20 protein-coding genes and 1 pseudogene are annotated in these 19,768 nt (G+C 71.9%); 11 read left to right on the plus strand and 10 right to left on the minus strand.

The window, feature by feature from the left end; translation table 11 throughout:
• The 3 genes from ACZ7IF_RS10680 to hemL all read right to left on the minus strand — a co-directional run bounded on the left by ACZ7IF_RS10680 (window position 1) and on the right by hemL (window position 2,899).
• Window positions 1–645: a TlpA family protein disulfide reductase gene (locus tag ACZ7IF_RS10680; protein ID WP_470966505.1), complete on the minus strand. Its 645-nt coding sequence runs from the start codon at window positions 643–645 to the stop codon at window positions 1–3.
• Between the two features lie 260 nt (window positions 646–905).
• Window positions 906–1,580 carry a histidine phosphatase family protein gene (locus tag ACZ7IF_RS10685; protein WP_470966510.1) on the minus strand — a complete coding sequence of 225 codons (675 nt, stop codon included), beginning with the start codon at window positions 1,578–1,580 and terminating at the stop codon, window positions 906–908.
• Window positions 1,577–2,899 (minus strand): glutamate-1-semialdehyde 2,1-aminomutase, encoded by a 1,323-nt coding sequence (hemL, locus tag ACZ7IF_RS10690; RefSeq protein WP_470966513.1) that lies wholly within the window; start codon window positions 2,897–2,899, stop codon window positions 1,577–1,579. The genes ACZ7IF_RS10685 and hemL overlap by 4 nt, the downstream gene beginning before the upstream one ends.
• Window positions 2,900–3,236: 337 nt before the next feature.
• Between hemL and ACZ7IF_RS10695 the strand changes: the two genes are divergently transcribed.
• Complete coding sequence (locus ACZ7IF_RS10695) at window positions 3,237–3,674, plus strand: hypothetical protein (protein WP_007264729.1); 438 nt, start codon at window positions 3,237–3,239, stop codon at window positions 3,672–3,674.
• Window positions 3,675–3,762: 88 nt separating this feature from the next.
• Here ACZ7IF_RS10695 and ACZ7IF_RS10700 read toward each other — a convergent pair.
• A pseudogene (locus tag ACZ7IF_RS10700) lies at window positions 3,763–4,281 on the minus strand (site-specific integrase); the annotation flags it as partial.
• A gap of 337 nt (window positions 4,282–4,618) precedes the next feature.
• On the opposite strand from ACZ7IF_RS10700, the gene ACZ7IF_RS10705 reads away from it, so the two are divergent.
• Window positions 4,619–6,343, plus strand: coding sequence for an ice-binding family protein (locus tag ACZ7IF_RS10705; protein ID WP_470966520.1), 1,725 nt, complete (start codon window positions 4,619–4,621; stop codon window positions 6,341–6,343).
• A gap of 81 nt (window positions 6,344–6,424) precedes the next feature.
• Here ACZ7IF_RS10705 and ACZ7IF_RS10710 read toward each other — a convergent pair whose 3' ends face one another.
• Both ACZ7IF_RS10710 and ACZ7IF_RS10715 read right to left on the minus strand, forming a co-directional pair.
• Window positions 6,425–7,327 carry a helix-turn-helix domain-containing protein gene (locus ACZ7IF_RS10710; protein ID WP_470966524.1) on the minus strand — a complete coding sequence of 301 codons (903 nt, stop codon included), beginning with the start codon at window positions 7,325–7,327 and terminating at the stop codon, window positions 6,425–6,427.
• 446 nt (window positions 7,328–7,773) lie between these two features.
• Window positions 7,774–8,376 (minus strand): DUF2867 domain-containing protein, encoded by a 603-nt coding sequence (locus ACZ7IF_RS10715; protein ID WP_470966529.1) that lies wholly within the window; start codon window positions 8,374–8,376, stop codon window positions 7,774–7,776.
• Window positions 8,377–8,471: 95 nt separating this feature from the next.
• Between ACZ7IF_RS10715 and ACZ7IF_RS10720 the strand changes: the two genes are divergently transcribed.
• On the plus strand, window positions 8,472–9,047 hold the full coding sequence (locus ACZ7IF_RS10720; protein WP_470966535.1) for a TetR/AcrR family transcriptional regulator: 576 nt from the start codon (window positions 8,472–8,474) through the stop codon (window positions 9,045–9,047).
• Here ACZ7IF_RS10720 and ACZ7IF_RS10725 read toward each other — a convergent pair.
• Entirely contained in the window at window positions 9,044–9,943 is a 900-nt protein-coding gene (locus ACZ7IF_RS10725; RefSeq protein WP_470966803.1) for an NADP-dependent oxidoreductase, read from the minus strand. The two genes, ACZ7IF_RS10720 and ACZ7IF_RS10725, sit on opposite strands and share 4 nt — an antisense overlap.
• A gap of 153 nt (window positions 9,944–10,096) precedes the next feature.
• Between ACZ7IF_RS10725 and ACZ7IF_RS10730 the strand changes: the two genes are divergently transcribed.
• Window positions 10,097–10,513, plus strand: coding sequence for a winged helix-turn-helix transcriptional regulator (locus tag ACZ7IF_RS10730; RefSeq protein WP_470966539.1), 417 nt, complete (start codon window positions 10,097–10,099; stop codon window positions 10,511–10,513).
• Window positions 10,514–10,566: 53 nt separating this feature from the next.
• On the plus strand, window positions 10,567–11,304 hold the full coding sequence (locus tag ACZ7IF_RS10735; protein ID WP_470966546.1) for a Mut7-C RNAse domain-containing protein: 738 nt from the start codon (window positions 10,567–10,569) through the stop codon (window positions 11,302–11,304).
• 6 nt (window positions 11,305–11,310) lie between these two features.
• Here the strand turns inward: ACZ7IF_RS10735 and ACZ7IF_RS10740 are convergent, their stop codons facing one another.
• Window positions 11,311–11,784, minus strand: coding sequence for a hypothetical protein (locus ACZ7IF_RS10740; protein WP_470966553.1), 474 nt, complete (start codon window positions 11,782–11,784; stop codon window positions 11,311–11,313).
• Between the two features lie 130 nt (window positions 11,785–11,914).
• Here ACZ7IF_RS10740 and ACZ7IF_RS10745 point away from each other — a divergent pair, with 130 nt between their 5' ends.
• Window positions 11,915–12,247 carry a YnfA family protein gene (locus tag ACZ7IF_RS10745; protein WP_470966557.1) on the plus strand — a complete coding sequence of 111 codons (333 nt, stop codon included), beginning with the start codon at window positions 11,915–11,917 and terminating at the stop codon, window positions 12,245–12,247.
• 100 nt (window positions 12,248–12,347) lie between these two features.
• Window positions 12,348–13,115 (plus strand): SDR family NAD(P)-dependent oxidoreductase, encoded by a 768-nt coding sequence (locus ACZ7IF_RS10750; RefSeq protein ID WP_470966560.1) that lies wholly within the window; start codon window positions 12,348–12,350, stop codon window positions 13,113–13,115.
• Window positions 13,116–13,118: 3 nt separating this feature from the next.
• Here ACZ7IF_RS10750 and ACZ7IF_RS10755 read toward each other — a convergent pair whose 3' ends face one another.
• Complete coding sequence (locus tag ACZ7IF_RS10755) at window positions 13,119–13,793, minus strand: polysaccharide deacetylase family protein (RefSeq protein ID WP_470966564.1); 675 nt, start codon at window positions 13,791–13,793, stop codon at window positions 13,119–13,121.
• A gap of 321 nt (window positions 13,794–14,114) precedes the next feature.
• On the opposite strand from ACZ7IF_RS10755, the gene ACZ7IF_RS10760 reads away from it, so the two are divergent.
• Entirely contained in the window at window positions 14,115–14,936 is an 822-nt protein-coding gene (locus ACZ7IF_RS10760; protein ID WP_470966566.1) for a hypothetical protein, read from the plus strand.
• A 99-nt stretch (window positions 14,937–15,035) separates the two neighbouring features.
• On the opposite strand, the gene ACZ7IF_RS10765 is transcribed toward ACZ7IF_RS10760, so the two are convergent.
• Complete coding sequence (locus ACZ7IF_RS10765) at window positions 15,036–16,229, minus strand: RtcB family protein (protein WP_470966570.1); 1,194 nt, start codon at window positions 16,227–16,229, stop codon at window positions 15,036–15,038.
• Window positions 16,230–16,431: 202 nt separating this feature from the next.
• On the opposite strand from ACZ7IF_RS10765, the gene ACZ7IF_RS10770 reads away from it, so the two are divergent.
• The 3 genes from ACZ7IF_RS10770 to ACZ7IF_RS10780 all read left to right on the plus strand — a co-directional run bounded on the left by ACZ7IF_RS10770 (window position 16,432) and on the right by ACZ7IF_RS10780 (window position 19,735).
• Window positions 16,432–17,343, plus strand: coding sequence for a DUF3558 domain-containing protein (locus ACZ7IF_RS10770; RefSeq protein WP_470966806.1), 912 nt, complete (start codon window positions 16,432–16,434; stop codon window positions 17,341–17,343).
• Window positions 17,344–17,477: 134 nt separating this feature from the next.
• The gene (locus ACZ7IF_RS10775; protein WP_470966574.1) at window positions 17,478–18,266 is read left to right on the plus strand and encodes a DUF3558 family protein; all 789 of its coding nucleotides are present in this window, start codon (window positions 17,478–17,480) and stop codon (window positions 18,264–18,266) included.
• A gap of 98 nt (window positions 18,267–18,364) precedes the next feature.
• Window positions 18,365–19,735 (plus strand): DUF2637 domain-containing protein, encoded by a 1,371-nt coding sequence (locus ACZ7IF_RS10780; protein ID WP_470966578.1) that lies wholly within the window; start codon window positions 18,365–18,367, stop codon window positions 19,733–19,735.
• The last annotated feature ends 33 nt before the right edge of the window (window positions 19,736–19,768 follow it).

A 19,768-nucleotide genomic window follows, 5' to 3' on the forward strand; every position in this document is an offset into this window, starting at 1 on the left:
TCACTGCTCCGCGAGGAGCGGGTCGATCATCGAGCGCAGCTGCTCCTCGTTGACCGCGACGAGGGTGCGGGCTGCGATCTTGCCCTGCTTGTCGAGGACGATCGTCGAGGGGATGGACTGCGCGTTGAGCGTGCCCTTGGGGAAGCGGAGCATCAGCTTGCCGTCCGGGTCGTAGAGGCTCGGGTAGGTGATCCCGAAGTTCTCCTCGAAGGCGGAGGCGTTCTGCTTGCTGTTGTCGCGGGTGTTGATGCCGACGAAGGCGACGTCCTTGCCGCCGTCGGCCATGTCCTTGGAGACCTTCGCGAAGTACGGGGCCTCGGCCCGGCAGGGCGGGCACCAGGAGCCCCAGACGTTGAGGACGACGACCTTGCCCTTGAGGGTGGTGGTGTCGAGCGTCTTGCCTTCGACGGTCTCCCCGTCGAGCTTGGGGGCGTCGACGCGGTCGGCCCTGGCGACGGTGGAGATGCCGCTGGGGCCGGTCACGTAGTTGCCGCCGGCGGCACCGGCCGGCTTGCCGCCGCTGCCCGAATCGCCGCACGCGGACAGGGTCAGGGCGCTCGCGAGGGTGATCGCGGTCAGCAGGACGGCGCGGCCGCTGGTCGAGCGGCGGCTGGTTCGAGGTGAACGCGCGCGGCTAAGGCTCATGTGAAAAGTTTCGCATGACCGATTTGCGGATCTTCCGCACCCCCCGACGGCCTGCCGGTCGGGTGTTAAGGCCCTGGTCAGGGACCGGAGGAAAGGTTCCGCCAGTCGCCGTTCGGCGCCTGACCGGGCCCGAGGGTGCGCAGCCCGGCCAGCACTTCCGGGTCCTGGAGGTCGGGGAACGGCCCCGCGCGGCGGCGCCCGGGCCCCGGGCCCGGCTCAAGCGCGCCGCGGCCCGGGGCAACCCGGAACGGGGGGCGGGGCTACGCCCCGAAGGCCTTCGACTTGCCCTTCACCGGCTTCGCCCCCGCGAGGAGGTGCACGGGGACGAGATCCCGCGCCGGCTCGCTGTACCCCACCGACACCAGCCTGTCGTCCTGGTACGTGAACGACGTCAGCGAAGCGAGCGTGCACTGCCGCCGCCGCGGGTCGTGCCACAGCCGCCGCCGCTCCGCGAAGCTCCGTACGATCCAGATCGGCAGCTGGTGGCTGACCGCCACCGCCTCGTGGCCGCGCGCCGCGTCCCGCGCCGCCTCGATCGCGCTCATCATCCGCACGACCTGCTCGACGTACGGCTCGCCCCACGACGGCTTGAACGGGTTCGTCAGGTGCTTCCAGTTGCCCGGCTTGCGCAGCGCGCCGTCGCCGACGCCGAAGGTCTTGCCCTCGAAGACGTTGCCCGCCTCGATCAGCCGGCCGTCGGTGGCCAGCTCCAGGCCGTGCACCTTCGCGATCGGCGCGGCCGTCTCCTGCGCCCGCTCCAGCGGCGAGGCCACCACGTAGGTGACGTCCCGGTCCTGGAGGTGCTCGGCGACCCGGTCGGCCATCTGCCGGCCCAGCTCGGAGAGGTGGTAGCCGGACCGGCGCCCGTACAGGACGCCCTCCGGGTTGTGCACCTCGCCGTGCCGCACCACGTGGACGACGGTGATGTCGCTCATGCCGTCGCCTCCGCGGCGGCCCGCGCGGCGGCCGGCAGCGCGGCCGCGATCCGCTCGACCGCCCGCTCGTCGTGGGCCGTGGACACGAACCAGGACTCGAATGCCGACGGCGGCAGGTAGACGCCCTGCGACAGCATCGAGTGGAAGAACGCGTTGAAGCGGAACCCTTCCTGCTTCTTCGCGTCGTCGTAGTTGCGGACCGGGTCCGCCGTGAAGAACACCGAGAACATGTTGGACGCGGTCTGCACCCGGTGCACCACGCCCTCCTTGCTCAGCGCCGCCGTCACCAGGCCCTGGATCTCCTTCGAGACCGCGTCGACCTTCTCGTACGCCGCCCCGTCCAGCAGCCGCAGCTGCGCGAGGCCGGCGGCGGTGGCGATCGGGTTACCGGAGAGCGTGCCCGCCTGGTAGACCGGGCCTGCCGGGGCCAGGTGCCCCATGACGTCCGCGCGGCCGCCGAACGCCGCCGCCGGGAAGCCGCCGCCCATGACCTTGCCGAAGGTCATCAGGTCGGGCTTGACCCCGTCCACCCCGTACCAGCCGGCGCGGGAGGTGCGGAAACCGGTCATCACCTCGTCGGAGACGTACAGCGCGCCGTTCTCGCGGCACAGGTCGGCGAGGCCCTGGTTGAAGCCCTCGGCCGGGGTGACGACGCCCATGTTGCCGGGCGCGGCCTCGGTGATCACGCAGGCGATCTCGCCCGGGTGCGCGGCGAAGGCGGCCCGGACGGCTTCGAGGTCGTTGTAGGGGAGCACGATCGTGTCGCCGGCCTGCGCGCCCGTGACACCGGGGGTGTCGGGCAGGGCGAAGGTGGCCAGCCCGGAACCGGCGGCGGCCAGCAGCGCGTCGACGTGTCCGTGGTAGCAGCCTGCGAACTTGACGACCTTGGCGCGGCCGGTGAAGCCGCGGGCCAGCCGGATCGCCGACATGGTCGCCTCGGTGCCGGACGACACCAGGCGCACCTGCTCGACGGGCTCGATACGGGCGACGATCTCCTCGGCGAGGGCGACCTCGCCCTCGCCGGGGGTGCCGAAGGAGGTGCCGCGGGCGACCGCCGCCTGCACCGCCCCGATCACCTCGGGGTGGGAGTGGCCGAGGATCATCGGCCCCCACGAGCAGACCAGGTCGACGTACTCGCGCCCGTCGGCATCGGTCAGGTAGGGGCCGGTACCGGACACCATGAACCGGGGCGTACCGCCCACGGCGCGGAAGGCGCGCACGGGAGAGTTCACGCCGCCGGGGGTCACGAGGGACGCGCGCTCGAAGAGCGTCTGCGAAACTGGGGCTTCATACGGGTACGGGTAGCTCACACCAGCCATGGTCTCAGAGGCCGCGACAGACTTGCGGAGGGGCGTTTCACCGCGCCGCCGCGGGGGAGGTCACTGCCATGATGATCAGGCTGCGTGGCGGGGGCCGCGGGGCCGGGGCAGGCAATACGTGTCGGGTGGAGATATGCAACGCGGTGGTGGACCGGGCGAGGGTACGGACGGCCTGGACCCGCAGCGCGCCCGTGAAGCCCGCCGACGCGGCAAGCACCGGCGGCGCGCGGCCGAGGCCGCCGATCCCGCACCGGGCCAGGGTCCGGGCCGGGCACCCGGCGCCGGGGAAGAGGCGGACGACGCGGAAGACCCCGGCGGCCTGCCCAAGGGCCGCGGCATGGGAGTGACGTACAAGTACTTCGGCGCCCCCGACGGCGCCACGGCCGCGCGGGTGCCGCAGACGATGCGGCCGGAGGAGCTGGGCGGCGACGAGCTCGGCATGGGCGGCATGTTCACCAAGATCAAGCCGGAGACCATGGCCGCGATGGTCCTGACCGGCATCGAGGGCATACCCCTGCACAAGGTGCCCCCGCTGGAGCTCGTCGTCCTGCACCCCGACTACGCGGTGGTCAAGCTGCCCATGACGGTGGTGGACCCGCTGCGCGGGGTGGGCGAGGAGTCGGTGGGCGCGGCCGCCTTCATCTGGTCGACGGTCCCCGACCGGGGCGGCCCGCGCGACGCCTTCAACGTCTACCAGCTGCTGCACGAGTGGCAGGACTTCTCCCACCGCCTCCACGAGAACGGCCACCAGGCGTACTGCCTCGTCTGGCCCTGACCCGGGATTCCATCCACGGTGGGCGGCCTTCAGCGTGGGCTGTCCGCCCCGGTTCGGAAGCCGCCCGTCAGGCGGCCAGGGCACCCTTCTCGGGCAGCAGGCCGTCGTCCACGACCGCCCGGAGGATGCTGGAGAGGATGTCGAAGATCCCCTCGGCCGTCGGCGCTTCGAGGTCCGCGTCCTGGAGCTTGCGCATCCGGCCCTGGATGATGGACGGCTGGTCCAGTGAGCGAAGCCCGCGCCGTCCGAGGTGGGCGGTGATGTGGTTGCGGACCGTGGCCCCGTACCGGAGAGCGGCCGTCGGGCCGGCGGGATTCGCGTCCGGCCATTTCGGCGCGTAGCCGGCGAGCGTCTCCTTGATCGCGCTGGGGACGACGTACGTGCCGTGCCGCAGCTCGGCGTCGACCTCGGCGGCCCGGCCGTCGGCCGCCGCCCCGGTCTCGGAGTTCTCCTTGCGCTGCTGCCCGCCGACGTGGCGGTAGCGGACCTGCCGGCGCTCGCCGATCCCGCGGTCGGCGGTCGGGGCCGTCCGCCTCGTACGGCTCCTGCACTCGGCGCAGCCGGCCTCCCGGGCCGTGGGGTGCGACTTGCGCCGGCGGTCGTTCACGTCGGTCAGGAAGGGCCTCTCGGTTGCGTCGACGCTCTCCGCTTTGACGACGCAACAGATTCGCATGGCCCTTCAGCACACACGGGTTCCTGACGCCGCGTCACTCATGCAGACCATTTTTTCCGATTTGTGGTCTATTGCTGCGCAATATGCGTGCATACTCCCGCATGACGGCGCATCACATCTCTGGAAGGGAACGTTCTGCGGCTCCCGCTCAGGGTGAGCCTTCGCACCGGCGCCGGCAGGGGGGCCTGCGGCCCTGAGCAGCCATCGTCGCGGGCGCTCGGGATCCTCCTCCGGGAGGACTGAGACCCGAAGCAACAAGAAAGGTCCTGCCATGGCATTGGATGCCATCCGGTCGGCTCCACCCGACACAAGTCCCCAACGCAATCTACTCAAACGGGGAGCCTTTGCCCTGCTCCCCACAGCGCTCCTAGCGGCCACCCTGATCCCGACCCTCGCCCACGCCGCAGAGGCCCCCGTACTGCTGGGGACCACCGCCAGTTACGGGGTCCTGGCCGGTTCTACGGTCACCAACACGAACGACACCGTCATCAACGGTGACCTGGGGCTCTATCCGGGCACGTCGGTGACCGGCTTCCCGCCCGGCATCGTCAACGGAGTGACGCGCGTCGCCCCCAACGCCGCCGCCGCTCAGGCGAAGTCCGACCTCGTCGTCGCCTACGACGACGCGGCCGGCCGGGGACCCGGGACCGTGCTCGCATCGTCCGAGATCGGCGGACTGACGCTGGCGCCCGGCGTCTACACGGCCCCGTCGTTCATCCAGCTCACCGGGACGGTCACGCTCGACGGCCAGAACGACCCCAACTCCGTCTTCATCTTCCGGATCCCCTCGACCCTGACCACGGCTTCCTCGAGTGCCGTGGAGTTCATCAACGGAGCAAATGCCTGCAACGTGTTCTGGCAGGTGGGCAGCTCCGCCACCCTCGGCACGACCACCCAGTTCAAGGGCACCATCCTGGCCCTGCAGTCCATCACGCTGAACAACAGCGCCGTGATCGAAGGCCGCGCCCTGGCGCGTGAGGCCGCGGTCACGATGGACAACAACACCATTACGAGGCCGACCTGCGCCGCCGGCCCGCCCGGACCTTCCGGCCCGCCCGGACCTCCCGGCCCCACCGGGTCTCCCGGCCCGACCGGGCCGGCTGGACCGACCGGGCCGGCTGGACCGACCGGGCCGGCTGGACCGACGGGCGCACCCGGCCCCACCGGTAGCCCCGGCGCACCCGGACCCGACGGTGCACCCGGCCCGACGGGCGCACCCGGCCCCACCGGTAGCCCCGGCGCACCCGGACCCGACGGTGCACCCGGACCCGCCGGACCTGCCGGACCCACCGGTAGCCCCGGCGCACCCGGACCCGACGGCGCACCCGGACCCGCCGGACCCACCGGTAGCCCCGGCGCACCCGGACCCGACGGCGCACCCGGACCCGCCGGACCCACCGGTTCTGCCGGACCCGCCGGACCCGCCGGACCCACCGGTTCTGCCGGACCCGCCGGACCCGCCGGACCCACCGGTTCTGCCGGACCCGCCGGACCCGCCGGACCCACCGGACCCGCCGGACCCAAGGGCCCTCGCGGCGACAAGGGCGAAAAGGGTGACTCGGGCGATCACGACCACGGCCATCACGGCCACCACGACGACGGCGACGAGGGCGAACACGGTCGCGACGACTACGACCACGACGACGAAGGCGAGCAGGGTCACGGTCCTGACGACCACGACCAGGGCAAGCCCGGCCACGGTCACGACGACCACGACCAGGGCAAGCCCCCGTGGGTCGACTTCCTGCCGGGCGGCCTCGACGATGCCCTTGGCCACATGCTTCCCGGCCAGACGGCCAAGAACGTCAACTTCGCCCACGTGAACGCCGCCACAGGCCCGCAGCCGAAGCCTGCGGCGCCCGGCCTCGCCGCTACCAGCACGAGCAGCGGGACCGGCATCATGGCCGCCTCCGCAGCCGCCCTGGTATTCGTCGGAGGGTCGGCGGTCTTCGCGATGAAGAGAACCCGCCGAGTTACGGCTCCTCGACAGGACTAGCCGGCACCGCCCGAAGCCGAGCCCCTGGACACGTCGTCCAGGGGCTCGGTCCTCCGCGTCAGGGTGCGTACCGCACGACGCTCACGGGTTCGGCGGGGAGGGCGTTCGGGCGTCTCCCCAGGATTCCGTGGCGACGTACACCTTGATGGCTTCGTTGATGAAGTGACGGGTGCTGTCCGGGCTCAGCGCCTGGGCCTGCAGGTGGGCATACATATCGCTGTAGATCCTGATGTCGGATCGTTTTTCCAAATAGAGATCGCTGGTGAACCTCTCCAAATACACCACGCTCACGTCGGTGGCGTCGGCGAACTCCAGCAGCGCGAACTGTCCGGAGACACCGGGGTGCGCCCCCGCGTCGTGGGGGAGGACCTGCACGGTGATGTGCGGCTGGGCTCCGATGTGGGTCAGATGCTCCAGTTGCTCGCGCATGACCTCGCGGCTGCCCACGAGCCGCCGCAGTGCCGACTCGTCCAGTACGGCCCATAAGCGCAGCGGATTGTCCGGGGCGCCCAGCCGGCGCTGACGCCGCAGCCGCACCTGGAGACGCATGGCGGCCTGTTCGGCGGCGGCCTGAGGGATCGTTCCTGCGATGACCGCCCGAGCGTAGGCGGGGGTCTGCAGCAGGCCGGGGATCACCAGGGGCTCGAAGCACCGGATCGCTGCGGCCTCGGCCTCCAGGCCGATGTAGGCGCCGTACGGGATATCGCCGTAGGAATTCCACCAGCCCTGCTGCCCCGATTCCCTGGCCAGCCGCATCAGCTGGTCGACGAGCCGCTGGTCCTGAACTCCGTACAGCCCGCAGAGATCGCGCACGTCTCGCGGCTTGATCAGGCGGCGGCCGTTCTCCATGAGACTGATCTTGGGCTGGGAGATCAGCAGGCTCTCCGCCACCTGCGGCGTCGTCATGCCCCTCATCTCCCGGAGCCGACGGAGCTCCGATCCCAGCCTGCGCCTGCTGACGGTGGGATTGACATTGACACCCACGGGCCGTGTACCTCCGCTCGAAACCCTTGCGCTGGCCAGCAGATTGCCACGGCCAGGGCACCCGGATCCATCTTGGCCCCGTGTCGTGCAATTGATTCGCGCCGGGCGCACAGCGGCCTGAATTTCGTATTACACCCCACCAGTCTGACCATATTTTCCGGTCGTAAAAAACAGTAACCGGGAAATCATCCCAGGGCCGCCCGAGGAATCGCATCCGGGCGAATTTCTGCGCAATATGCCCGGCCCCAGGGAATGCCCTATCCGGTCGCGGCCGTCAATGACGCCACCATCGCGCACGGGGAATCAGGGCAGTGGCCACGGCGCCCGCGAGCAGGACGGCCTCCACGTCCGGGGTGCGGACTCCTCCCAACACCTCCACGAGAACGGCCACCAGACGTACCGCCTCACCCGGTCCTGGCGGCCCCGACCGGGGGCGGCCGGGGCCTTCAGGCCTCGCCGCGCGCGGCGGCGTTCTCCTGCCACTCGCGGCCGATCGCCCTGATCAGCGCCGGGTACACCCCGACGTACCGGAAGGGCTTGATCGCGGCCATGTACGCGGCGCCGAGCAGGCCGTTGGGCTTGACCAGGACGGCCATCTGGCCGCGGTAGCCGCCGAGGCCGTCCGGGACCCAGCCGATGTGCATCACCCCGTGCACGGTCTTGTTGCCCATCTCCGCGACCCACTCGTCGTGCGTCAGGTAGACGGAGGTGAAGGGCAGGCTCTCCAGGTCGGGCCCCCGCAGCCCTTCGGCGAGGTCGGCCGGCAGCCGCTCCCGCAGCGAATCCACCCGCTTGCCGACGCCGTCGCCGGGCTCGTCCCAGCCGAGCAGGGCGCCGAGCTTCCAGCGGATGGCGAAGAGGATCCGGTACAGGGGGGAGGAGATGCCGGACGCCTCGTCCCGGCCTTCGGCGAACTGGGCCACCAGCCACGCGAGGTCGTCCGGGCCGCCCGGTGTCGGCAGCGCCCATACGTCCTCCAGCTGGAAGTCACCGGCGATCTCGTGGATGCGCCAGGGCCGGGACGTGTGGGCGGTACTGGGGAGTTTCATGTGTGTGCCCCTCATCTATACGATGCCGTACAGATGAGGCTAGGCCTCTCTATACGGATGCGTATAGATCATCGGTACGTGACGGGAGACACACCATGGCCACCGCCCGCACGCCCCGCGGCAAGTGGATCGAAGAAGGCCTGCGCGCCCTCGCCGCCGGCGGCCCGGACGCCGTACGGATCGAAGGGCTCGCGCAGGCCCTCGGCGTCAGCAAGGGCGGCTTCTACGGGTACTTCCGCAACCGGGACGCGCTGCTGGAGGAGATGCTCGACACCTGGGAGCAGGAGGTCGCGGACGCGGTGATCGAGCGGATCGAGAGCGGCGGCGGCGACGCGCGGGACAGGCTGGACCGGCTGTTCACCTTCGTCGCCGAGTCGGCCGACGGCCCCGTGCGGGGCACCACCGTCGACCTGGCGATCCGCGACTGGGCCCGCCGCGACCCGGCGGTCGCGGCGCGGCTGCGCCGCGTCGACAACCGCCGGATGGACTACCTGCGCGGGCTGTTCGGGGCGTTCTGCCCCGACCCGGACGACGTCGAGGTCCGCTGCCTGATGATGTTCTCGCTGCGGATCGGCGGCCAGTTCATCGCCGTCGACCACGGCGGGCGCAGCCAGGCCGAGATGGCGGCCCTCACCCGCCGCTGGCTCCTGCGCCCCCCTTCTCCCCGTTAAAGGGGGGCCAGCACCACGCGCCCCCGGGTGCCCGGGGTGGCGAGGACCTCGTGGGCCTTCGCGGCCTCCGCGAGGGGGAAGACGTCCGCCACGCGGAGCGTCAGCGCGCCCGCGTCGACCAGGGCGGACAGCCGGGCCAGCAGCGCGCCGTCCGGGGCGACCTCCTGCTCCATCACCCGGATCCCCCGGTCCGCGGCCGGGGCCGCGCCGGGGATGAGGCCGACGTACGCGCCGCCGTCGCGGACGGAGCGCAGCGCCGCCTCACCGATCACCGCCGCGTCCAGCACTCCGTCCACCGGACCGGCCGGCGCCGAACCCCGGGCCGTGAACTCGGCCGCGCCCAGCGAGCGCACGTACTCCTCGTCCCCCGCGCCCGCCAGCGCCGTCACCACCAGCCCCGCCCGCGCGGCCAGCTGCACCGCGAGGCCGCCGACCACCCCGGCGGCGCCGGTGATCAGTACCGAGTCGCCCGGGGCGAGCCCCAGGAGGTCCACCGCCCGGGCCGCCGTCAGGCCGCTCAGCGGCAGCGCCGCCGCGGCCGCGTCGTCCACCGACTCGGGGGCCGCGGCCACCGCCGAGGCGTCGAGCACCGCGTACTCGGCGTGCGTACCGAGGGGCTTCACCGGGCCGTAGTGCAGCCCGACCACCCGGCGGCCCTCCGCCCAGCCGTCCACACCGGCGCCGACCGCGTCGATCTCGCCCGCCACGTCCCAGCCGAGCCCGAGCCGCTGTCCGGCCCCGCCGAAGACGCCCGCGCGGACGGCGCCGTCGACCGGGTTCACCCCGGCGGCCCGGACCCGGATCCGGACCTGCCCGGCCCCCGGCTCCGGGACCGCCACCTCGGCCAGCTCCACCCGCTCCGGTCCGCCGAAGGTGCTGACGACCGCTGCCCGCATGGTCCGGGCCTGGGTCTGGGTCTGCTCGCTCATGGTTCTCTCCCCGTTTGGTCTGGATCGGCCGTTCCCGATGACCACTAACTTATGGAGAGGTACTCTCTTTTCGTAAGTACGCACTCCGGAGTGCGTACCCGACCCGGAAGTGGGCACCCCATGGCCACCCGCACCGCCGCCGCCCTCCGCGAGGAGGCCCGCGCCGCCTACGACGCCTTCGTCAAGGAGTGCCCCACCAGCCAGCTCCTGGCCCGGATCAGCGACAAGTGGGTCGGCCTCGTCCTCAGCGCCCTCGGCGAGGCCGAACAGGGCTCCATGCGCTACAGCGAACTCGGCCGCAAGATCCCCGGTGTCAGCCAGAAGATGCTGACCCAGACCCTCCGCTCCCTCGAACGCGACGGCATCGTCAGCCGCACCGTCACCGCGACCGTCCCCGTCCGCGTCGACTACCGCCTCACCGAACTCGGCGGCAGCCTCGGCTGCCTGCTCTCCTCCGTCAAGCAGTGGGCCGAGAACCACTTCGACGAGGTCAGCGCCCACCGCGAGGCCTACGACGAGGCCGCCGCCACCGCCTGACCGTCCCCGTAATTCGGCCGCACCGCAACGGCCCCCAATGGCATGCTGGGACCGTGAACGGTCCCGGCATCCACCTCACCCTCGCCCCCGAACTGCGCCTCTTCGCCCCGCCCAGCCGGCGCGTCGACCGCGTACCGACCGCCACCGACGGCGCCTCCAGCCTCGGACACGTCGTCGAATCCGCCGGCGTCCCCCTCACCGAGGTGGGCCGGCTGCTCGTGGACGGGCAGGAGGTCACCGTCTCGTACGTGCCCCAAGCCGGCGAGTCGGTCGAGGTGTTCGGCGTCGACCGGCCCCAACGGGTCACGGGCGCCCCGCTGCGCTTCCTCCTCGACGTCCACCTCGGCACCCTCGCCCGCCGGCTGCGGCTGCTCGGCGTCGACGCGGCCTACGAGAACGAGGACATCGGCGACCCCGCCCTCGCCACCCGCTCCGCCGCCGAGCAGCGCGTCCTGCTCTCCCGCGACCGCGGCCTGCTGCGCCGCCGCGAGATCTTCGCCGGCGCGTACGTCTACAGCGACAACCCGGACGACCAACTGCGCGACGTCCTCGGCCGGTTCGCCCCCGAGCTCGCGCCCTGGACCCGCTGCACCGCCTGCAACGGCCCGCTCCGGGAAGCGGACAAGGACAGCGTGGGCGACCGGCTGGAGCACGGCACGCAGCGCTCGTACGACGTCTTCGCGCAGTGCACCGACTGCGAGCGCGTCTACTGGCGCGGCGCCCACCACTCCCGCCTGGAGCGGATCGTCGGCGACGCCCTGGCCGAGTTCGGCGACGGCGCCACCGTCTGACCGGAGTCAGAAGGCGTACGGGTCGCCCGTGTCCAGGGCCAGCACCACGTGCTCGTTGTTGGCGTGGTTGCGGTCGGCCGTGCCGCCGTCCCACAGGGTGTCGATCCGCACCGCGACCTCGGCCGGCCGCTCCCGCAGCCCGAGCAGCAGCGCGATGTGGCGCCCCCGCCCGTGCCGCGGCAGCTCGCCCGTCTCGCACACCACCTCCCGCCGGCCCACCCGCGCGCACCCCTCGGACAGCTCGTGCCGGTCGGCGAGGTCCGCGGACAGCCGCACCCGCACGGTCGCGTTCGGCACCTCGGCCGGGCCCTCGTTCTGCGGCACCATCCACACCTTCAGCCGCCCGTGGGCCAGCTGGACCCGTCCGTGGTAGGCCACGTCGGCCTCCTCGTCCGAACCCGGCCGGGCATCCGCCGGCCCGGCCCCGCACAGCACCAGCAAGCCCGCCACCACCACACTGCGTACGGCACCACGGCGCACCGCCACCACCTCCTCGCGCGGACCGTAACCACCCCGCCCACCCGCTGATCGGACCATCACACGAATGAGGGCGAGCCGTCCGCCATTCGCCCGGCGGCCCCGCCCCACCCCCGTGCGTAGGCTTCGCGCCATGCTGATCTCCCGCTCCGCCGCCCTCTTCGCCCTCGCCGCCCTCCTGGAGATCGGGGGCGCCTGGCTGGTCTGGCAGGGCGTGCGGGAGCACAAGGGCTGGGCCTGGATCGGCACCGGTGTCATCGCCCTCGGCCTGTACGGATTCGTCGCCACGCTCCAGCCGCAGGGCGACTTCGCCCGCGTCCTCGCGGCCTACGGCGGGGTCTTCGTCGCCGGGTCCCTGCTCTGGGGCGTGGTCGCCGACGGGTACCGGCCCGACCGCTGGGACGTGGCCGGCGCGCTCGTCTGCCTCTCCGGGATGGCCGTGATCATGTACGCGCCGCGCCGCTGACCCGGCCTATGCTGGCGGAGATTCGCCCGTACGAACGACCGAACCGGCGGGCGACCCCCGCGACCCCACGAGCCACGCGATCCCACGAGGAGCCCCGCCCATGAGCACGCGCCCGGCCACCCGAACCGCCGTAGTCACCGGCGCGAGCAGCGGAATCGGCGCGGCCACCGCCCGGCAGCTCGCCGCAGCCGGCTACCACGTCGTCCTCACCGCCCGCCGCAAGGACCGCATCGAGGCGCTCGCCGCCGAGATCGCCGAAGCCGGCCACGAGGCCACCGCCCACGCCCTCGACGTCACGGACCGCCCCGCCGTCGACGCCTTCGCCGCCTCCCTGGAGCGCTGCGACGTCCTCGTCAACAACGCCGGCGGAGCCATCGGCGCCGAGCCCGTCGCCACCGGCGACCCGGCCGACTGGCGCACGATGTACGAGGTCAACGTCATCGGCACCCTCAACCTCACCCAGGCGCTGCTGCCCGCCCTCGTCGCCTCCGGCGACGGCACGGTCGTCGTGCTCTCCTCCACCGCCGGCCACGCCACCTACGAGGGCGGCGCGGGCTACGTCGCCGCCAAGAACGGCGCCCGCGTCCTCGCCGAGACCCTCCGCCTGGAGATCGTCGGCCAGCCCGTCCGCGTCATCGAGATCGCGCCCGGCATGGTCAAGACCGAGGAGTTCGCGAAGACCCGCTTCCGCGGCGACGCCACCAAGGCCGAGAAGGTCTACGAGGGCGTCGCGGAGCCCCTCTCCGCCGACGACGTGGCCGACACGATCACCTGGGCGGTGACGCGCCCCAGCCACGTCAACATCGACCTGCTGGTGGTCCGCCCCCGCGCCCAGGCCTCGAACACGAAGGTCCACCGCGAGCTGTAACCCCTACGGGACCAGCCCGGCGCTCTTCAGGTGCGGCATCAGGGCCGCCGGCTTCAGCCCGGCGGCCTTCGCCGCGTCCAGGGCCCGCTGGAGGTCCGCCGCCAGCGTCGGCGTGAAGTGCAGCAGCACGATGTCCCCGGCCTTCAGCTGCGGGGTGGGCGGGGTCTGGCCCCAGGTGGTGAAGTCGTGCGTCCAGGTGACCAGCGCCTTCACCCCGCAGGCCTTCGCCGCGAGCCGCACGTCGTCGTTGACCGCCCCGTACGGCGGGCGCAGCAGCTTCGGCGTCTTCCCGAAGGTCTCGGCCAGCCGCTCCCCGGCCCCGCACACCTCGGCGTCCTTCCCGGCGGCGTCGAGGGTGGTCAGGTCCGGGTGGTTGACGGTGTGGTTCTCGACGGTGGCCCGGCCCTGGTCGACCAGGCCGGTGAAGTAGGCGGTGTCGTACGAGGTCGCCCCGGGCAGCAGGAACATCGACACCGGCACCCGCTTCCCGGACAGGATCCGGGCGGCCTCGGGGTCGTGGTTCCAGCCGTCGTCGATGGTGATGAAGACGACCTTCTCCTGAGTCGGCACGTGCGACACGACGGGCGGCAGTCCCACCCCCGCCTGCGCGGACCCGGCGGCCCCGAGGGCGAGCGACAACGCCGCGAGCGCGGCGACAAGCACACGAGTTCTCCACATGCCGCACACCTTGGTCTAGACCAGCTCCCGCCGTCAATCCCCCTCCCACAAGCGGAAGTTGCCGCCCCGCAGCCTGCTGGGGCCCGTATGCGGGAATCCGTACGGCGAATACCGATGGCGCAAGCACTTCAGGCGCGGCACGTCGGGAGCGCCGAAAGGCACCGGGGACTGCGGCTCGGCCGATCGGCGTCATTTGTGACACCTATCTGATGATCAGACCTCGCGCCTCGCGTCGTACGGGCTCCGGCGGGCGAACCATGCGGGACAGAGGCCGCCAACGCCTCAAGTCAGACCCCCGGTTCCCACGAGGAGCAACCACACATGAGTCCTGAGACAAGGACACCGTCCCGCATGGGCCCGCTGCCCCGGCAGAGCAAGTGGCTCGCCGGCGGCGCGGTGGCCACGGTGGCCATCGCGATGCTCGGCCTCGCCACCCCCGCACAGGCGGACACCGACGCGCCGACGTCGGCCACGGTCGCCGCGGTGCAGCCCGGTGACAAGTGCAAGGACAAGGACAAGGACGACGACTACGACGAACCCGACGTCAAGGGCGCGGCGGCCGACCCCCGCAAGGACAAGTGCGAAGGGAAGGTCGGCCCGCCCGGACCTCCCGGACCTCCGGGAGCCCCCGGCCTGAACGGCCGCGACGGCCGCGACGGCCGCGACGGCCAGCCCGGCACTCCTGGCGCACCGGGTGCCCCCGGTGCACCCGGGGTGTGCGCCGGCATCTCCACCTCGTGGGACGAGGCAGAGGTCAAGTACAAGGCCGTCCTGTCCAACGGCATCGTGTACGCGGGTGTCTACGACTTCAACGCGCCGAACCCGGTCAACCCCGCCTACACCTGGTACAACCTCACCACCGGCTCCACGAACTTCCCGCCCAACCCGTGTGGCGTCACCATCGCCGAGACCTCCAACCGCGTCATCGTCGAGGTGCTCACCACCGCCGGAACGGTCTTCGAAACCGAATGCCGCGTGGACCGGGGCGAGCCGGACAGGCTCGTCTGCCCCAGTCCGGTCGTCTGGAGCCCGGCGGTCCCCCAGCCGGGAGTGACGCCGCCTCCGCCCCTCAACAGGAACGCCCCGCTGGAGCCGAGCGCCGTCGGCCCGGCCCTCGACAAGGGCCTCTCGAAGATCAGCTAGAGCCCCCGCCGGGGCCTCGCCGAACAGAACACGTGTGCCGTGCCCGGATCCCTCCGGGCACGGCACGGTGCGTTCGGCGTCCGGTACTCGGTACCGGCGTCAGCCCTTCACGCAGACGACGGCCTTGAGCTTCGCCACGACCTGCACCAGGTCCGTCTGCTGGTCGATGACCTGCTCGATCGACTTGTACGCACCCGGGATCTCGTCCACGACACCCGAGTCCTTCCGGCACTCCACGCCCTGCGTCTGCTCCGCCAGGTCGCGCGCCGTGAACCGCTTCTTCGCCGCCGTCCGGCTCATCTTCCGGCCCGCGCCGTGCGATGCGGAGTTGAAGGCCTTCTCGTTCCCGAGCCCCTTCACGATGTACGAGCCCGTGCCCATCGAGCCCGGGATGATCCCGTACTCACCACTGCCGGCACGGATCGCGCCCTTCCGGGTGACCAGCAGGTCCATGCCGTCGTACCGCTCCTCCGCCACGTAGTTGTGGTGGCAGCTGATCTCCTGGTCGAAGGAGACCTTCGCCTTGCGGAACTCCTTGCGGACGACTTCCTTGAGCAGGCCCATCATCGCCGCGCGGTTGTACTTCGCGTACTCCTGCGCCCAGAAGAGGTCGCTGCGGTACGCGTCCATCTCCGGGGTCGCCGCGAGGAACACCGCGAGGTCCCGGTCCACCAGGTTCTGGTTGTGCGACAGTCCCCGCGCCACGCCGATGTGGTGCGCGGCGAGCTCGTTTCCGATGCCGCGTGAGCCCGAGTGCAGCATGAGCCACACCACCCCGGACGTATCGGTTGAAATCTCAATGAAGTGATTCCCAGAGCCGAGCGTTCCGGTCTGCCGCAGCGCCCGCTCGCGACGGAACTTCACCGCGTCCGCGAGGTAGTCGAAGCGCCCCCACAGGTCCGCGTACCCCGTCTCCGAGAACCCGTACAGCCGCCCCGGGTCCACCGGCTCGCGGTGCATCCCCGCACCCACCGGAATCGCCTGCTCGATGCGCGAGCGGAGCTTCGACAGGTCCCCCGGGAGGTCGTTCGCCGTCAGCGACGTCCTGACCGCCGACATGCCGCAGCCGATGTCGACGCCGACCGCCGCCGGACAGACCGCGTCCTTCATCGCGATCACCGAGCCGACCGTGGCGCCCTTGCCGTAGTGCACGTCCGGCATCACGGCCAGGCCCTTGATCCAGGGCAGGCCGGCCGTGTTCTGGAGCTGCCGCATCGCGCTGTCCTCGACCGACGCCGGATCCGCCCACATCCGGATCGGGACCTTCGCCCCGGGTACCTCTACGTACGACATAAGACAACAATCCCCCGGAATCAGCAGAAAAGCATGAATACGCGAAAAGCCGCGCTCATCACCCCAAAGCAGACAGGGAACCGGCGCCGGCACGTGCGTGTGCGATAGACATTGTGTCCATCCGTGCCCAAGTCGCGGCAACGGATTTTCCCGAGGGAGCCAAGGGGAGCCAGTGGACGTGGACCCAATGCCGGTACACCGGATGCCGGTGCGTCGTCGCCGAGTCCTGCCGGGGGTCGCGATGCTCACCGCACTCGTGGCCGGAGCGGCCGGCCTCACCGGCTGCACCGACGGCAGCGGTATCGGGACCAGCGACCCGAAGGGCGGCGGGAGCACCGCCGCGCCCGCGCAGCCCGGCAAGTACCGCAGCCTGCCGCAGCCCTGCAAGGCCGCCGACCCCAAGCGGCTCAAGGCCATGCTCCCGGCCGCCGACTCCCTCACCACCGAGCAGCGCGACCGGCTCTACGCCGGGACCGCGGACTCCTCGTACGACGGGGACCGGCACGTCGGCTGCCGCTGGAACGCGCAGACCCCCGAGGGGAACCTGCTGCTGTCCGTCACCTTCGAGCGCGTGGTCTCGTACGACCGCGCCACGACGAGCGACGACGACAAGGCCCGCCAGGTGTACGTGCGCCGGCTGACCGACGCGAAGCTTCCCTTCCCCGGACCCACCGGCAGCCCGACCCCGAGCACCGCAGCCGGCAACGCACCCGGCACCGCACCGAGCGCCGGTAACGGTACGAATACGAGTACGGGTCCCAGCACGCCCCCCGCCACCACCCCCGGCGGCAGCACCGCACCCTCTCCGGCCGCCTCCGCTCCCGGTTCCGCTTCGCCGACCGCGCCGCCCTCCCCGACCGCGCCGCCCGAGCTCGGCTCGCGCGTCCTGGAGGGGCTCGGCAACGAGGCGTTCCTCGACGACAAGCTCAGCGCGGCCGGCGCCACCGCCGCCCAGGCGCGGACGGTGCGGATCGTGTTCCGCACCTCGAACGTCCTCGTCACCGTCGAGTACAGCGTCCAGCCGTCCGGACCGGGCTCGGTCCCCCCAAGTGCGGAAACACAGGAAAAGGCGCGCCAGTTGGCCCAGGCCCTGGCCGAGCGTTTCAACGAGTGACGGCGCCGCCCCGAGGGGGCGCGCACGCCCCGCGTGACGGCGCGCACAGCAGCGCGGCGCCCGCTCGGGCTACCGTTGCTCGGGTCCCGCGCCCGTAACGCGCCCCGAAGAAGACCCCAACGTCTGAAGGAACCATGCACCGATCAGCCTCGCGCCTCACCCGCGTTCTCGCCTGCGCAGCCGTCCCGGTGATCCTCACCGTCGCCGGCTGCTCGTCCGACTCGGGCAAGTCCTCGGGTGCCAAGGACTCCGGCAAGAAGTCCGATTCCTCCTCGTCCGCCAAGCCGAGCGCGAAGTCCGCGGCCCCGCTGGAGAAGGTGGCCTTCGCGAAGCTGCCCGACCCGTGCAAGGCGCTGACCGGCAAGAGCATCGACTCGCTCGTGCCCGAGGCGAAGGACAAGAACGGCACCGCGGCCAAGTCGAACGACCTGTCCAACCGCGCCAGCTGCTCCTGGAACGGCCTCAAGACGGACGGCGTGAAGGGCTCGCAGTACCGCTGGCTCTCCGTCTCCCTGGTCCGCTACGACTCGCACGCCTCCCTCGGCAGCGGCAACAAGCGCGCGGAGGACCAGTACAACAAGCAGATCGAGCTGGCGAAGACCGCCGAGGGCGCGCACGACGTCAAGGCCGAGCAGGCCGGCGGGGTCGGCGACCAGGCCACCTCCGTGGTCTACGGCGTGAAGAAGGACGTCGACTTCTCCAACAACTCGGTCGTCGTCCGCACCCAGAACGTCGTGGTCACCGTCGACTACAACGGTGCCGCCTACGAGGGCGCCGGCGCCCCCGACCAGGGCAAGCTGCTCCAGGACGCGATCACCGCGGCCAAGGAGACGGTGGCCGCGATCGGCGCCGCCAACACGGGTGAGGGCGCGGCTCCGTCGGGTTCCGCTTCGGCTTCCGCTTCGCCGTCCGAGTCGTCGTAACGGCAATCCCTCCGACAAGAGGGGGCCTAGGACACGGGTGACGCGCAGTCACCCGTACGCTGTGCCTGCCGTAGCTCGACAAGGGGAGGGGACCGCGGGTGGCCGCGATGCAGCTGACTCGTACGCACCGGATACTCATCGGTGTCGTGGTCGCCGGAGCCGTGGTCATCGCGGCCATCGGTTTCGCGGGTTCGTACGCCGCGGTCCGCGCGCTGGCCTTGAAGAAAGGCTTCGGCAGCTTCTCGCTGGTGTTCCCGATCGGCATCGACGCGGGCATCTGCGTCCTGCTGGCGCTGGACCTGCTGCTGACGTGGATCCGCATCCCGTTCCCCCTGCTGCGCCAGACGGCGTGGCTGCTGACGGCGGCGACGATCGCGTTCAACGGCGCGGCGGCCTGGCCGGACCCGCTGGGCGTGGGCATGCACGCGGTGATCCCGGTGCTGTTCGTGGTCACGGTCGAGGCGGCTCGGCACGCCGTGGGCCGGATCGCGGACATCACCGCGGACCGGCACATGGAGGGGGTGCGGATCACCCGCTGGCTCCTCTCCCCCGTGCCCACCTTCAAGCTGTGGCGCCGGATGAAGCTGTGGGAGCTGCGCTCCTACGAGCAGGCCGTCGGCATGGAGCAGGACCGGCTGATCTACCAGGCGCGGCTCCAGGCCCGGTACGGGCGGGCGTGGCGGCGCAAGGCGCCGGTGGAGGCACTGATGCCGCTGCGGCTGGCCCGGATCGGCGTGCCGCTGTCGCAGACGGCCCCCGAGGGGCTGGCGGCGGCGGGCATCGACCCGGTGCTGCTGCCCCCGGCGGTTGCGAATGGTCCGGCCGTCGCCGCAGGGGCGGCGGTGACGGGCCCGGACGTCCATACCGCTCCGGCCCTGCCGGCGGCGCCCGGGGCCGCGGGGGCCTCCGCACCGGTGCCGGCCCAGGCGGCGGCGCCCGCTCCCGCCCTGGCGGCCGGCGCCGGGGCCGACGGGTCCGGCCCGGAAGCAGCCCCGCAGGGGCCGCAGCCGCGGGCCCCGCAGCCCCGGCAGGGCGGCGCGCCCGCGCCCGCTCCCGCTCCCTTCGCGGTGGACCCGACGGCCATGCCGGCCGCGCACGACAGCGCCTGGTTCGCGGGGCCGCGGGCGCCGCAGGCGACGTACGAGGGCGACTACGACCCCCAGTACGTCGAGGGCCTGGAGCCGACCCCGGTCATGGCCCCGGCCGGCCCGGAGGAGGAGCAGCAGCCGGAGCTGGAGCAGTCGGAGCAGGACGACGCCGAGGAGGAGAAGTTCGCGGAGGCCGCGTACGAGGTCTTCCGGGCGTACATCGACAAGTACTCCCAGTTCCCGGAGCCGGACGAGCTGGACAAGCACCTCTCCGCCCGCCTCGGGGCGACGCACCCGCGCAGCGAGGCCGAGCTCAAGCGGCTGATGCCCGCGCTGAAGCAGCGCTACCAGCGCGACCTGGAGAGCGAGCACATCGCGTAGTCGGCGCGACCACGAGGAAGGGCCCGCACCCCT

Source organism: Streptomyces sp. NPDC037421, from assembly GCF_055602105.1.